Origin of the sequence: Pseudomonas sp. Q12-87 (assembly GCF_001269755.1) — a bacterium.
GTDB lineage: Bacteria > Pseudomonadota > Gammaproteobacteria > Pseudomonadales > Pseudomonadaceae > Aquipseudomonas > Aquipseudomonas fluorescens_S.
Genome location: NZ_LHVI01000020.1, coordinates 105,103 through 118,893 on the forward strand (window position 1 = coordinate 105,103; position 13,791 = coordinate 118,893).

At 62.5% G+C, this 13,791-nt stretch carries 13 protein-coding genes; 9 read left to right on the forward strand and 4 right to left on the reverse strand.

Annotated features, from left to right (window positions below; genetic code table 11):
• Positions 1-133: 133 nt before the first annotated feature.
• On the reverse strand, positions 134-478 hold the full coding sequence (locus AD663_RS14090) for a cupin domain-containing protein (protein ID WP_033046035.1): 345 nt from the start codon (positions 476-478) through the stop codon (positions 134-136).
• Positions 479-653: 175 nt separating this feature from the next.
• Between AD663_RS14090 and AD663_RS14095 the strand changes: the two genes are divergently transcribed.
• On the forward strand, positions 654-947 hold the full coding sequence (locus AD663_RS14095) for a hypothetical protein (RefSeq protein ID WP_003181935.1): 294 nt from the start codon (positions 654-656) through the stop codon (positions 945-947).
• Positions 948-998: 51 nt separating this feature from the next.
• Here the strand turns inward: AD663_RS14095 and AD663_RS14100 are convergent, their stop codons facing one another.
• Positions 999-2,279, reverse strand: coding sequence for a D-tagatose-bisphosphate aldolase, class II, non-catalytic subunit (locus AD663_RS14100; RefSeq protein WP_003181936.1), 1,281 nt, complete (start codon positions 2,277-2,279; stop codon positions 999-1,001).
• Between the two features lie 132 nt (positions 2,280-2,411).
• Between AD663_RS14100 and AD663_RS14105 the strand changes: the two genes are divergently transcribed.
• The 8 genes from AD663_RS14105 (at position 2,412) to AD663_RS14140 (ending at position 10,311) form a co-directional block, all read left to right on the forward strand.
• The gene (locus AD663_RS14105) at positions 2,412-3,212 is read left to right on the forward strand and encodes a DeoR/GlpR family DNA-binding transcription regulator (protein ID WP_003181937.1); all 801 of its coding nucleotides are present in this window, start codon (positions 2,412-2,414) and stop codon (positions 3,210-3,212) included.
• Complete coding sequence (locus AD663_RS14110) at positions 3,209-4,138, forward strand: N-acetylglucosamine kinase (RefSeq protein WP_053213970.1); 930 nt, start codon at positions 3,209-3,211, stop codon at positions 4,136-4,138. Before AD663_RS14105 ends, AD663_RS14110 begins: the two co-directional genes overlap by 4 nt.
• A gap of 49 nt (positions 4,139-4,187) precedes the next feature.
• A complete protein-coding gene (locus tag AD663_RS14115) occupies positions 4,188-5,450 on the forward strand; it encodes an extracellular solute-binding protein (RefSeq protein ID WP_053213971.1) in 1,263 nt (420 codons plus the stop codon).
• The gene (locus AD663_RS14120) at positions 5,450-6,355 is read left to right on the forward strand and encodes a carbohydrate ABC transporter permease (protein WP_053213972.1); all 906 of its coding nucleotides are present in this window, start codon (positions 5,450-5,452) and stop codon (positions 6,353-6,355) included. Before AD663_RS14115 ends, AD663_RS14120 begins: the two co-directional genes overlap by 1 nt.
• Positions 6,355-7,230, forward strand: coding sequence for a carbohydrate ABC transporter permease (locus tag AD663_RS14125; protein WP_003181941.1), 876 nt, complete (start codon positions 6,355-6,357; stop codon positions 7,228-7,230). The genes AD663_RS14120 and AD663_RS14125 overlap by 1 nt, the downstream gene beginning before the upstream one ends.
• 24 nt (positions 7,231-7,254) lie before the next feature.
• Positions 7,255-8,208 carry an SIS domain-containing protein gene (locus tag AD663_RS14130; protein ID WP_053213973.1) on the forward strand — a complete coding sequence of 318 codons (954 nt, stop codon included), beginning with the start codon at positions 7,255-7,257 and terminating at the stop codon, positions 8,206-8,208.
• A 30-nt stretch (positions 8,209-8,238) separates the two neighbouring features.
• Positions 8,239-9,318, forward strand: a complete 1,080-nt coding sequence (locus tag AD663_RS14135) for an ABC transporter ATP-binding protein (protein WP_053213974.1) — start codon at positions 8,239-8,241, stop codon at positions 9,316-9,318.
• Between the two features lie 123 nt (positions 9,319-9,441).
• Positions 9,442-10,311 (forward strand): GyrI-like domain-containing protein, encoded by an 870-nt coding sequence (locus AD663_RS14140; RefSeq protein ID WP_003181944.1) that lies wholly within the window; start codon positions 9,442-9,444, stop codon positions 10,309-10,311.
• A 58-nt stretch (positions 10,312-10,369) separates the two neighbouring features.
• On the opposite strand, the gene metC is transcribed toward AD663_RS14140, so the two are convergent.
• Both metC and AD663_RS14150 read right to left on the reverse strand, forming a co-directional pair.
• Positions 10,370-13,126, reverse strand: a complete 2,757-nt coding sequence (gene metC, locus AD663_RS14145; RefSeq protein WP_053213975.1) for a cystathionine beta-lyase — start codon at positions 13,124-13,126, stop codon at positions 10,370-10,372.
• 45 nt (positions 13,127-13,171) lie between these two features.
• Positions 13,172-13,771, reverse strand: coding sequence for a hypothetical protein (locus AD663_RS14150; protein WP_003181946.1), 600 nt, complete (start codon positions 13,769-13,771; stop codon positions 13,172-13,174).
• Positions 13,772-13,791: the final 20 nt, after the last annotated feature.

Here is a 13,791-nt window from a genome sequence, read left to right on the forward strand (position 1 = left end):
GTGGACGACAAAACCCGTCCTGAAAGCGACTCGGCGCAAGAAGTCGTCTGGCGGCGTGCGAGGCCAGATACGCTAATGATTGTAGGCGACTTGTGGCTGTCGGTTGGGATGGGGCCAGCACTCAAGCCAAAACCTATTCTTGCCTGACGATATCGACCGAGATTTCCACCGCCGCTATGGCGCCTCTGTTCTCAAGCCAGTGTGTGGTGTTCCTGTCCTCGGGCCAGCCCACGCCTGGTCCGTAGTCCGTGGCGATTCCATTTCGATGGTCAGTAATCGTTCCCTGCAAGATGTAGACAGTGCCGGGCCTGTCCTTGTGGTCGTGCATCGGCCCGAAGACGCCTCCAGGCTCGATGGTCACCTTACGCATTCGAAGTTGGCGCCCTGCCATTCCCTCGATTTCCGGCCCCAGGTCAATCGATTCAAGTAACTGCACCGTAACCCCTTTCGTCTCGGGCACCCTTCCTTCGTTGCTCATCCTGCACACCTCTCTGCACGCCCGGGCTCTGACTAGAATCTAGACGCTCGCGAGGCTGTGACGAGGCGTGAGGCGACCAAGGGTCGAAAACGGGAAAACACCACCTAGCCGTTTCTTTATTTATAATTCCAGTCGGAGCCACATGCCACCGGCCCTGAGAGCCAGGTCGAACACCATGAATGAACGTCAAAAAACGATTAAGAACACGATCGACGCCAGGGTGATTGGAAGCGACTCCGACGAGATTACCTATCAATCGGAGTGGATCGGTTACCTCCCCTTCCCGGTTGATCATTGGGTTGAACATCTGGGTAAGGACTTCTCCAGCGAATTTCCTTCTGAATGGACCCTTGAAGACCTGGCTAGCCTTGAACAATCGGGGTTCCTGGAAAAACTCGAAGCTTACGAAAACCCGGAAGACTCGTTTGATCGGCATATCAGGTATCGCGTTTGGGTTGAATGCGGGTAACGGTCGACCCGGACCGAACCCTTGAGCGCACAGGCCCCGCTGGGCAGTCGCCTACCCCCCGCACGCCTCCCGATACTGCCCCAACACCTGCCCAATCGCCGCCAATACCAGCTCACGTGCCGTGCTGCTTTCCTGTCCGCTCGCCACCTGCGGGTACAGGAGCGGCAGATACTGGCTCACCAACGTTTCAGGAATCGGCTCATCACCGAAGGCCAGGAACATCTCCTCCACCGCGCGACTCGCCGCTGCAAACGGCCAGTAGTAGCGGATGCGGTCGCTGTAGCTGAAGTGTCGCTGCACGCGCAATGCGGCGTCGTCACCGTGGTAATAGTGATCCCAGTAGTGCGGTTCAGCGAGCATCAGTGACTCCATGGTCCTGCGCAGGCTTTCTTGCTCCGGCACTGAGCGCAGCGCGGCAGCGATGTGGTCCAGCGCGTAGAGCGCTTCACGCAGGGCGAAGGTCAGGCCGGGGCCGACCTTGAGAATCGCAAAGCCGTCGCGCACCAGATGCTGCAGCGCGCTGGCTGGCTGGTAGTCGGTGGAGTGAGCCTCGAATACCAGTTGCGGCTCACCCTGAAGAATGGCGCTGAGGGCCCGGGCCTTTTCAGGTTGATAGACCACTACGTTCTCATTGCCGAACTCGACACCAGGCTGGACTACCAAGCCAATGACTCGCGCAAACACGCTGTCGAGGCCTTGGGCGATAAAAGCCTGGCGATGCAGTGCGATCGTTTCCAAGGCTGATTGCGGGGTGGTCACCTCAAGGTCCTCAACCTTCTCCGAGGCGCCGCCCGGCACCGGCACTTCGGTGCCTATCACGTAGAACGGTAACGGCAGGCCGGCATCGTTCACCGTTCGCTCGACCACGGCCGCCAGGCGTGCCGCACGTTCGGCCACCAGCGCGCCGTCGAGCGGATCGCTCTCGCCCATGCAGGCCATGCTCGTATCAAGGTGAATCTTGCTGAAACCTGCCCGGGCGTAGGCTTCCAGCATGCGTTCGGCGTTGAGCATGGCTAGCTGCGGCGGCAGGTGGCGCCAGGGATTCGGCCCCAGGTGGTCGCCGCCGAGGATCAAGCGCTGCGGATCGAAACCCACGCGCTGTGCAATCTCCAGCACAAAGCGGCGGAAGTCCGCCGGGGTCATGCCGGTATAGCCACCCTCATGGTTGACCTGGTTGCACGTCGCCTCGATCAGCACCGGCGCCGTGCCGGCCTGGCCGCAGCGCAACGCCGCTTCAATGACCAGGGCGTGTGCCGAACACACCGACGTAATGCCGATGGCGCGGCCTTGGCCGTGGGCACCTGACAGTTTTTGAAGATAATGACCTTGCATGAGCAGTGCCTCTCGATGACGTGGGAGATCACCATACGAGAGGAAAACGATCAACTTCAATCATTATTTTGATTGACAGTGATTTTTTTGGCTCTATATTTCATTCCTATGAATCACTAATGAGCAGCCCAAGTGACTAAAGACGAGCGCCTTTCACTGATCTGTCAGCACCTCTACAGCCATGGCGAAAGCACTATCCAGACCATCGCCGAAGTCGCCGATGCATCCCTGGCGACCGTGCGCCGGGACCTGCTGAGCCTGGAGGCCGACGGCACCATTCACCGCACCCATGGCGGTGCGCGTATCGCCAAAAGCGCCGGGGTCGAGGTGGCCTTCGACCTGCGGGAAAACCAGAACCTTTTCGCCAAGCGCGCCATTGCCGAACTGGCCTACGAGCAGATCGCGCCGGGCTCGACCATCTTCCTCGACGCGGGCACCACGGTGCTGCAACTGGCCCGCCGCCTGCGCCTGGACCCGATGCCGCTGTCGGTGTTCACCAACTGCCTGAACGTCGCTCAAGTGTTGATGAACACACCGGGCATCAAGATCGTCCTGCTCGGTGGGCAGTTGCGGGCAGAGAACGCATCGATGGTCGGGGCCCTGGCCGAAGCGATGATCGAAAATTTGTGGTTCGATCAACTGTTCCTCGGTGCCGGTGCCATCGCGCCGGATGCCTGCATCTACAGCCTCGATGCCAGTGAAGCGCAGCTCAACCAGAAGATGCTCGCCCGCGCCGCCAAAACCCTGCTACTGGCGGACTCGAGCAAGTTCGATCAGCGCCTCACCTACCGTGTTGCCCCGCTGGACAAGAACCTGACGGTGATCAGTGACGAACAGTTGTCTGCCAGTTGGTGGGCGCGCTTGCACGAACAGGGCTGCGCCACGTTGCAAGCCTCCAGCCAAGCCATTGCCGCCCGGGACGTACAGGCATGAATGATTGCGTGTTGGGGCTGGACAGCGGCGGCTCGAAAACCCGGGTGACGGTAGCCGATCGCCAGGGCCGGGTGCTGCACTGTGAAACGGCGGCCGGACTTGATCCGATCGCCAATCCACAGTGGTCCGCTCAGTTGCACGCACTGCTGCAAGCGGCCGCCAGGCTGCCGTTGGCCGCCGCCGTGCTCGGGCTGCCGATGCATGGCGAACTGGCCGAATGTTCCATCGCCCAGCGCGACACCGCGCAACGCGCATTGTCCTGCCCGGTCCTTGTAGAAAACGATGTGCGCATAGCCTTCGACGGTGCATTCGCCGGGCAAGGCGCAGGCGTGTTGATTCTCGCAGGTACCGGTTCCATGGCCTGGGCCAGCCGTAACCAGCCCGGTGCCGAGCATCTACGCGTCGGCGGTTGGGGCGATGTATTCGGTGACGAAGGCAGCGCCTATTGGATCGGTCGGCAAGCGTTGACCCTTGCCAGCCGCAGCCTCGACGGCCGCGCCTATCAGCCACACCTGACCCAGGCCCTGCTTGATCACTTGGGCCTGGCCCCCGATCAACTGGCGGATTGGGTCTACGGCCTAGCCAATCGCCGGGCCTCAATGGCGGCCCTGGCCGAATGCGTGTCGACCTCGGCGGTGGCCGGCGATGCTGCGGCAATCGCAGTGATGGACGAGGCCGCAGCGCACCTGGCCGAACACATCAACACTGCTTGGCGCCGACTGGGCCTGAGCGGGCCGGCGACCTGGAGTTACGCCGGGGGTGTCTTCGCCCACACGCCGATGCTCGATGGCATTCGCCGTCGCATTGGCGCCGTCGCCTGCCCACCCCGCCTGCCCCCCATCGGTGGCGCCTTGTGGCGCGCCGCTCACAACGCGGGATGGAACCCCGACCAGCGCTGGATCGAACAACTGTCGCTGAATCTTTAGCCCCTTGCACTGCCGTCAACCTCCCCTTTCCCGATGAAGAGGTTTTGCCATGCTCCGACGCCATTTGCTTGCATCGCTCGCGCTGTTGCCGCTGTCGTTTGCGGTCCCGACCCTGGCACCTGTGGCCGCAGCCGCCGCCAACGTCACTGAAGTGCTGCTGCCGCCCTGGGGCACCCTGCCCAAGGGCATGACCGACCGCCTCGCCAGCGAGACCGGCGTGACGCTGGATACGCAGACGCTGGGCTGGGACCAGATCCTGACCAAGGTCGCCACCTCGATGATTGCCGGCAGCCCACCGGCCGACACCACGGAAGTGGACTGGTCATGGGTCGGTCAATTTGGCGCCGCCAACTGGTACCTGCCACTCAACGATGCCGTGGACGCCGCGACCCTGGCGGACATCCCTTCGGCGAAATTCTTCATGGTTGAGGGAAAGCTGTTGGCGGTGCCCTATGCCAACGATTTCCGGGTGCTGATCTACAACCGCGACCACCTCGACCGTGCGGGTATCAAGACCGCACCCACCACGCCTGAGCAGTTGCTGGCCGACGCCAAGGCGATCAAGGCCAAGAACATCACGCAATACCCGATCGCCCTGCCCTTGTCCGCCACTGAAGGCAGCGCCACCGCTTGGTATCTGCTGACCAAGGTGTTTGGCGGTGAGCTGTTCAACGAGCAATTCGAACCGCAATTCATCAAGCCCGACTCGGCCGGCTACCGGGCCATGGCGTTTGAAATCGAAGCGCTCAAGCAAGGTCTGATCAGCCCAGCGGCGACCGGCCTCAAGGACGTCGAAGTGCAGGAGCTGTTCAAGAAAGGTGACGCCTCGTTCGACCTCGCCGGTTGGGCCGGCAACGTCGCGGTCTACAGCGACCCGAGCAAATCCCAGGTGGCCGAACACGTCGCCGCCGCGTTGATGCTGAGCACCACCGGAACCGCGCGCACTATCGGCCTGCCGGAAGCCATGGGCATCCCCGCCACGGCAAAAAACAAAGACGGTGCCAGGACCTTCATCAACTGGTTCATCAAACCCGAGAACCAGATCGAGAGCTACAAGACCCTTGGCAACCTGCCCACCCGCACCAGCGTGCTCAAGCAGCTCAACAGCGAAGGCAAGCTCAAGAGCGGTGACGTGATCCTGCAACAGGCCACGCTGGTCGATCCACTGTTCAAGCAAGGCACACCCGTCTGGTACCCGCAGTTCACCAGTGCGGCGTCCAGTGCCCTGAACCAGGCCGCCAAAGGGCAACTGACCGTGGCCCAGGCCGTGGCGCAAATTGCCGAAGAAGCCAAGAGCGCGATGCAGCCGTGATGACATTGACCTCCATCAGGGAGCGCTTGCGCCCCACACCGGGTGAAACCTGGCTCGGCCTGGCGTATGTGCTGCCGATCATCCTGGTGATGGCCATCCTGGTCTTCGTGCCGCTGCTGGCCACGGTGTTCGACAGCCTGTATCGGATAGACCCGATGCGCCCCGGGACGCCCTTCGTCGGCCTGCTCAACTACCAGAACCTGGCGACCGACAGCAACGTCCAGCACGCCACCTGGAACACCCTGGTCTACGTCGTGCTGGCGGTGGTGCTGGAAACCCTCGGAGGCCTGGCTGCCGCGCTGCTGTTGAACAAGGTACGGCATGGCCGCCAATGGCTGCTGGCGATCCTGGTGTTGCCCTGGTGCTTGCCACCGGTGGTCAATGCGCTGGTCTGGCTGTGGATCTACAACCCTAGCTACGGCGTATTGAACAACCTGCTCAAGGGCATTGGGCTGATCAGTGAAAACCAAGTGTGGTTCAACGACCATCACACCGCGTTGCTGCTGATTTCCCTGGTCCACGTATGGCGCATGCTGCCGCTCACCGCGATCATTTTGCTCGCGGCGTTGCAGGCGATTCCTGGTGACTTGTATGAAGCCGCCAAGCTCGACGGCGCCGGGCGCATCAAGTGCTTTCGCATGATCACCCTGCCCCTGATTGCCGGTGGCCTGGCCATTTCCCTCAGCCAGTCGACGGTGTTCGCCTTCAACCTGTTCGATGAAGCGTGGATCCTCAACGGGGCGAGCCTGGACACCCGCAGCCTGATCATCCAGGTGTACATGTCGGCGTTCCAGAACCTGAAGTTCTCCTATGGCATGGCGTTGTCGGTGCTGGCGATGATCGCCTCGCTGTTGGTATCGATGGTCTATGTGCTCAAGGTCTACCGCGAAACGAGGTTCGACTGATGCGCCGATATTTCTTCGAAGGCCTGGGCAAGGCCGGGTTCGCCCTGGCGTTGCTGGCGCTCGTACTGTGGTCGTTGGGCCCAGTGTATTGGGCGGTTATCACCAGCTTCACCGACCCGCGCGAGATGCTCAGTGGCCAGCTGCATCTGTGGCCACAGCACCCGACCCTGGAGCACTTCGCCAAGTTGTTCGGCGCCAGCAGTTCGTCCCAGGGTAACGAAGTGCAATCGGTGTGGCCGCAGTTTTCCAGGGCCTTCATCAACAGCCTGGTGACCTCGGTGGCCGCGACGTTGTTGACGCTGGTGGCGGCCGCGTTCGGTGGCTACGCCTTTGTGCGCCTGCGCTTTCCCGGTCGCGACTTGTTGTTCGCGCTGGTGGTGGCGAGCATGGCGGTGCCGGCGTACACGGTGATGATCCCGCTGTACCGCTTGATGATCAGCCTGCAGTTGATCGATACCTACCTGGGCGTGACGCTGATCTACGTCTCCGCCTTCTTGCCGCTGGCTTTGTGGCTGATGCGCAGTGTTTACCAGTCGCTGCCGGTATCGCTGGAAGAAGCGGCATGGCTGGACGGCGCGGGCCGCACCTACACCCTGGTCCGCATCGTCCTGCCCCTGGCGGCGCCGGGCCTGATCGCCACCGCGATCCTGACGTTCCTCAGCGCCTGGGGGCAGTTCATGGTTCCGTTGGTGTTCTCGCCGTCCCTCGCGACCAAGTCGCTGACCGTGCTGATTCCCGAATTCGTCACCCGCAACTACGTCGACTACGGCCTGATGAATGCCGCTGGCGTGATCGCGATGCTGCCACCGGTGCTGCTGGTGATTTTCCTCAACCGTTTCCTGGTACGCGGGCTGATTGCCGGCGCGACCAAATAAACCCTCTCTTGAAAGGACTGCCCCATGAACATCACTGAACAGGTCATCGTTGAGCAATTTCCTTTTTGGGCTTCGGCGTTGACTCAGCCACTGCCAGACTTCACGGCTGCCACGACGGTGGTGGTCGGTTGCGGCACCTCCTACTACCTGGCACAAACCGTCGCCGGTGCATTGAACCTCAACGGCAAGCGCGCCATCGCCGTTCCGGGTGGAGAATGGGCCCGGCGCCCAGCGGCCTACTTGGCCACCACAACGGACGTGAAGGTGATCGCCCTGTCGCGCAGCGGCGAGTCCACCGAAACCGTGCAGGCCGTCGATGCCAGCCGCACACGGGGCCTGGAAACCCTGGGCATCACCTGCGAAGCCGACAGCAGCCTGGCGCGCAACAGCGACCACGTACTGTTTGCCCCGACACACGCCCTCGAAGGCATCGTCATGAGCAGCTCGGCAAGCCTGATGCTGCTGCTCGGTTTGCGTCTGGCCGGTGTGGAGCTCGACCCGGCGATTGCGGCCAGCGCCGAACAAGCGATGCGCAGCCTCGACAGTCAGCTCAACAGCGATCTGCTCTCGCGCTCGCACTTCGTGTACCTGGGCGGCGGCGCCTATTACGGCCTGGCCAGCGAAGGCGCGCTGAAATTGCAGGAAATGAGCCTGACCTACACCCAAGTCTTCCATCCGCTGGAGTACCGCCATGGGCCAGTCAGCCTGGTCGACGAAAAAACCTGCGTGGTGCTGATCTACAGCCCCGAAACGTTTGAAGAAGAAAGCCAGCTGTGCGCCGAACTGCAAGCCAAGGGTGCGCGAGTCATCGGTTTCGGCGGTCCGGGCGATCTTTCGATCGGCATCGGCCAGCAGGGCCTGGACCGCAGCCTGGCGATCCTGCCGGCGTTGCAGTTGTTCGGCGAACGCCTGGCCCAGCACAAACATCTGGACAGCACCGCACCGCGCCACCTGACCAAGGTTGTGCGCCTTTCCTGAATTGCGGCTCCGACACAGGCAGGTTTCCCAATGGCAACGGTCAACATTCAACAATTGCAAAAAAACTACGGCGCGATTGCGGTGCTGCACGGCATCGACCTGGCCATCGCCGACGGTCAGTTCGTCTCGTTGGTCGGGGCGTCCGGCTGCGGCAAATCAACGCTGCTGCGAATGATCGCCGGACTGGAAACCGTCAGTGCCGGGACCATTGAGCTCAATGGCAAAGTCATCAACACCCTCTCGCCCAAGGACCGGGACATCGCCATGGTGTTCCAGAACTACGCGCTGTATCCGCACATGACGGTGGCGCAGAACATGGGCTTCAGCCTGCATCTGCGCAAGGAGTCGCCCGAACGCATCGACAAGGCCGTGCGGGAAACCGCCGCCCTGCTCGGCCTCACGCCGTACCTGGAGCGCTACCCCAAGGCCTTGTCGGGCGGCCAGCGCCAGCGCGTCGCCATGGGCCGGGCCATCGTGCGCCAGCCCCAGGTGTTTCTGTTCGACGAACCGCTGTCCAACCTCGACGCCAAGCTGCGGGTGCAGATGCGCATTGAAATCCGCACGCTGCAACGCCGGCTCGGCACGACTGCTATCTACGTGACCCACGATCAGATGGAGGCCATGACCATGTCCGACCTCATCGTGGTGATGAACGCCGGGCGCATCGAACAAGTCGGCGCGCCCATCGAGGTCTACGACCGTCCCGTCAACCTCTTCGTCGCGACCTTCATTGGCTCTCCGGCGATGAACCTGATCGAGGGTGCGCTGGAGCATGAAGGTACGCTGTCGTTCGTGCGGGTCGGTGGCCACAGGATCGCCCTCGGCCGGCACATCGATCGGCTGCCCTCGACGCCGGTGGTGGTCGGCATCCGACCCGAGCATGTGACCCTGGCGGCGCTGGAAGGCGCAACGTTCTCGCTGCCACTGGGCGTGGAACTGATCGAGCCAACCGGCGCCGACAGCCATGTCTACGGGCATTCATGCGGGGCCCAGGTGATGGCCTCACTGTCACGGCGCGACAGCCTGGCATTGGGCGACCAGGTGACGTTACAGGGGCGTTGCGAGCAGTTGCACGTGTTCGAGAAGGCCAGTGGGATGCGGGTTGACTGAAGCGATAGTACGGGCAGCGATACTGCCGGGCGGGAAAAATCAATCTTGAGCAAACCCGGCTAGGCGCGTCCATGCCGGTATAGTCGACTCTATTGCCGACCGTACCTCCAAGAGCCTTTACCAGTGCCTGACATGCCGACCCACTCTGCTTACACCAAACGCTTCGACGCTGTGCTCGCCTATATCGATGACAACCTCGAAGGCGACCTGTCGGTAAAGGCGTTGAGCCAAGTGGCGAATTTTTCGGCCTTTCACTTCCACCGACAGTTCACCGGGTTCGTCGGCGTGCCAGTCTCCCGTTATGTGCAGCTGATGCGGCTACGACGGGCGGCACATCGCCTCGCTGCGCTCGCTGACCATTCGATACTGGACGCTGCGTCCGATGCCGGTTTTGAAAGTCCCGAGGCCTTTTCCAGGGCGTTCAGGCGGGCGTTTGGCATGACGCCGAGTGCGTTTCGCAAGGAACCGAACTGGCAGGTCTGGAATGCGGTGTTCGCCATCCCTCATTTTTCCAGGACGATCATCATGCAAGTACGAATCGTGCAATTCCCTGAAGTCAGGGTCGCTGCCCTTGAGCATTGCGGGCCCACCGGGCTCGTCAATGAAAGCGTGCGCAAGTTTGTCGAGTGGCGCATGCACAGCGGACAGTCGCCGGTGGTATCGAGCCGGACCTTTGGCATTCCGTTCAACAACCCCGATACAACACCGGCGCATGCGTTTCGCTTCGCCATCTGTGGCGAGATTCATGAGGCCGTGGCGCCAAATGCGTCCGGCGTGCATGAACGCATCATTGCTGGCGGTCGCTACGCCGTGGTGCGACATGCGGGGTCACCGGATCACATCGGCGAAACGATCTATCCGGTCTACCGCGATTGGCTGCCTGCCAGTGGAGAAGAACTGCGGGACCAGCCGCTGTTCTTCCATTACCTGAGCGTGTATCCCGAGACGCCGCAGGATCAATGGCAGACCGATGTGTATGTGCCGCTGCAATAGCGGAGCAAACAATCTGCGGGAGCAAGCCTGCTCGCGGTGGCGACGGCTCAGTTGCGCATTAAGGGGCCGCGTCAGCCACCGCGAACCCATTGTGCAGGTCCTCAACCAACGCGTCGACATCCTCCAAGCCGATATGCAGCCGCACCACAGGATTTAACGCCCGGTCCTCGGTCCTGTCGCGATCCCTGGTCTCGGCGACGGTCACCAGGCTTTCATAGCCGCCCCAGGAAGCCCCCAACCCAAACAGCTGCAACGCATCGATGAAGCGCTCGAGGTATGCATCGTCGGCTTCGCGAAGCTCGAAGGACAGCAATCCGTTACTGCCTTTGAAATCCCGCTGCCACAGCGCATGGCCGGGATGCTCGGGCAACGCCGGATGAAACACCCGCTTCACCTGCGGTTGCGCCTGTAGCCATTGGGCGACTTCCAATGCCTGGCGCTCGTGTAAATCCAAGCGTGGCAACAGCGTACGGGCGCCGCGCAGTACCAGGTAGGCGTCGTCCGGGCTCACCGTGCTGCCGAAGGTGTCGCTCATGGCCGCCAAGGCCGGCCAGGCTTGCTGGCGGGTACAGACGCTGCCCATGACCACGTCGCTGTGGCCGCTGAGGTATTTGGTCAATGCCATGATCGAGATGTCCGCGCCCAACTCCAGTGGCCGGTACAGCACACCCGATCCCCAGGTATTGTCCGCCGCCAACAGGATGCCGCGCGGCTTGCAGAGGGCGGCGATGGCCGGCAGGTCGCAGAGTTCGTAGAGCAACGAACCGGGGACTTCGGTGTAGACCATTTTGGTGTTGGCTTGCAGTCGCCCGGGCAAGTCGCTGCCATCGGGGGCGAAGTAGCTGACTTCGATGCCGAAGGCTTCGAGAAAGTCCCGCGCCAGGCGCCGTACCGGCGAATACACCGCATCGGTAATCAACACGTGGTCGCCGGGGCGCAAATAGGCCAGGAACGTTTGTGCCACCGCCGCCAGCCCCGTGCCGAACAAGCGGGTGCGGTAGCCGCCCTCCAATTCAGTGACCAGATCTTCCAGGGCAAACGCGGTGGGATTACCCCGCGCACCATAGGTCAGCACTCGCTCGCTGTCGCGCCGTGAGCGGGCGTCGCGCATTTGCGCCAGGTTGTCGAACAGCACCGTGCTCAGACGGCTGACCGATACATTGACTGACCGCGCGCCGTTGCCGTTCTCGGGCCGCGCCCCATGGACCAGGCGGGTGCGGACTCGCTCGCCGGCAGGCTTGCGATGGGGCGGATGCAAGGGCTTGAGGCTGGCGATTTCGTCGTCGTTCATCTGCGCCAGCAAGCCGATCTCCCAGGCCAGATACTGTCGCGCTGCATCCTTGTTTCCCGCGTGGCGATCATGGGTGAAGAACAGGAAGTCGATGCATTGTTCGTCCGCCAGCGTGCCAGCCCCTTCCCGCACCGCGAACCCTGCCCCACGCCAGGCATCAAATCCGCCGTCCAGCACGCTGAACGACGCCTCGGGCCATTCCAGCGCGGCCAATGCGGCCAGCCGGGGATCGTCCGCCACCAGCACCACGGGACGTCGCTCACCTGCCAGGGCACGAGCCAACAGCGGTCGGATCGACCAGCGAGCCCCTGCTATATGAGCTTTGCGGTAGGCCATGCTCGGACGCAGGTCGATCAATGCAACCGCATCATCCTTCAGCGCATCGGCCAAGGCCTGGGCGCTGATCAGGGGCAGCGCTTCAGGCAAGACGAGCTTCGCAGCCGGCAACGCCAGGCCACTGTCCACGCCTTGCGCCAATGCATAGGCTTCATGCCCCAACTGCCGCAGCCAGCCGGCGATGATCGGTGCCCGTACACCGTCATTGTCAAACAGCACCACGCGGGCCTGGCGCACACCGATGTAAAGATCGGTGGACTGAATCAGCTGCCCACCCGGCGTGTGTTGCGCCCCCGGCAACGTGCCGGCGACGAATTCCTCGGCGGTGCGCACATCACAGAGGAACAGGCTGCGCCGCGCCTCCCTCGCCCACTGTTCGACCTGCGCTGCCGCAACAGTCGGCGCACCGGCGCGCTCAGCCAAACGCGCTGCCGCGAGGCGCTGCGTCGGCAGGCTGCTTTGCGACACTTCATCGGCGTACCGACGGTCGCTGCCATGCTCCAGCTGGAAGTCTTCCAAATACCAGCCCTGCGTGCCGTTTTCCAGGGCATAGACCGGGTTCTTCAGCCCCAGGTCGATCAGCGTCTGGGCGCCGATGATGCTGCGGGTTCGACCGGCGCAGTTCACCACGATGGGCGTCTGCTCGTTCGGCACCAGGTCGTGCACGCGATAACCCAGCTCGCCGTTGGGGCAGCAGATCGAACCGGGAATGGTCATCTTGCGGTACTCCTCGAACGGTCGGCCGTCGAGGATCACCAGCGGTTCGCCCCGGGCTTGCCATTGGGCCAGTTGGCGGGCAGTGACATGCGGTGTGTGCCGGGCCTCCTCGACCTTCTCGCCAAACGCCTTGGACGGTACATGCACACCGGCGAACAGCTGATGACCGGCCGCCTGCCAACCCTGCGCGCCACCGGCCAGGCTGTGCACGCTGGCATACCCCAGCGCTTCCAGGCGCAGGACCGCGCGCTCAGCCAGGCCGCCGCCATCCTGGTCATAAATCACCAACCGAACCTGGAGGTTTGGCGCCAGGCGAAGGGCCTCCAGCTCCAGACGGCTGTAAGGCAGGTTCACCCCGAAAAACAGGTGGGCTTCGCCGTACTGGCCGTGCTCGCGCACATCAAACAGGGCGATTTCTTGCCCGTCGAACAACCACTGCTGCAATTGCCCGGGCGTTATGGTCTGGCTCATGGAAGTCCCGCTGGAAAAATGAAATGGCACAAACGTGAGGTGGCGTCAGTGGGCATAGGCCTTGATCGACGGCGCCATCTGCGAAGCGTTGTAGTTGAGAATGCGCCCGTCGGCTTCGACGCCGTAACGGCCATTGAGCGACTCCAGCGGCAAGCCATAGAGGTGAAAGTGCAGGGTTGGTTGCTCGCCAGCCACGCGGATGCCATGCAGGTCTTCGCCGAGGAACGCGATGGACGTGCCGGGCTGCACCACCACTTCCTTTTCCAGGCGCAAGGTGGTGTACCCAGGCTCGCGACCTTCGTCGTCACGCTGGTAGACGTAGTTGATTTCCTGGCCCTCGACGGCACTGATGATCGCCCAGGTCTCGTGGTTGTGCGCGATCGTGCTTTTGCCCGGCAACAGCGAGTTCACGTACAGCGTCGGGGTGTCGCCGTCGTCATTGAGGCGGTAGCGGAACGCGGTGCTGCCCTGCCCCGCCACTGGCGGCGGGAAGGCGTCGAAATTGAACAGGTCGCGGCGCTCGGCGAGGGCCTCCAACAGCGCAACGATTTCCACCAGGGCGGCGCGGTCGACGCCACGTTGATGAATCACGCGTACCTTCTGCAGGAAATCTTCGATGACATCGGGACGGCTAAACGTACTCATGGGGCAGGCTCCATTGTTCA

What these genes read in the sequence shown, in the direction of transcription:
- AD663_RS14135 (WP_053213974.1), top strand. Translation starts at nt 8,239, where the DNA reads ATGGCAACGGTCAACATTCAACAATTGCAAAAAAACTACGGCGCGATT.
- AD663_RS14150 (WP_003181946.1), bottom strand. Translation starts at nt 13,771, where the DNA reads ATGAGTACGTTTAGCCGTCCCGATGTCATCGAAGATTTCCTGCAGAAG.
- AD663_RS14120 (WP_053213972.1), top strand. Translation starts at nt 5,450, where the DNA reads ATGACATTGACCTCCATCAGGGAGCGCTTGCGCCCCACACCGGGTGAA.
- AD663_RS14125 (WP_003181941.1), top strand. Translation starts at nt 6,355, where the DNA reads ATGCGCCGATATTTCTTCGAAGGCCTGGGCAAGGCCGGGTTCGCCCTG.
- AD663_RS14090 (WP_033046035.1), bottom strand. Translation starts at nt 478, where the DNA reads ATGAGCAACGAAGGAAGGGTGCCCGAGACGAAAGGGGTTACGGTGCAG.
- AD663_RS14110 (WP_053213970.1), top strand. Translation starts at nt 3,209, where the DNA reads ATGAATGATTGCGTGTTGGGGCTGGACAGCGGCGGCTCGAAAACCCGG.
- AD663_RS14100 (WP_003181936.1), bottom strand. Translation starts at nt 2,279, where the DNA reads ATGCAAGGTCATTATCTTCAAAAACTGTCAGGTGCCCACGGCCAAGGC.
- AD663_RS14115 (WP_053213971.1), top strand. Translation starts at nt 4,188, where the DNA reads ATGCTCCGACGCCATTTGCTTGCATCGCTCGCGCTGTTGCCGCTGTCG.
- AD663_RS14130 (WP_053213973.1), top strand. Translation starts at nt 7,255, where the DNA reads ATGAACATCACTGAACAGGTCATCGTTGAGCAATTTCCTTTTTGGGCT.
- AD663_RS14095 (WP_003181935.1), top strand. Translation starts at nt 654, where the DNA reads ATGAATGAACGTCAAAAAACGATTAAGAACACGATCGACGCCAGGGTG.
- metC (WP_053213975.1), bottom strand. Translation starts at nt 13,126, where the DNA reads ATGAGCCAGACCATAACGCCCGGGCAATTGCAGCAGTGGTTGTTCGAC.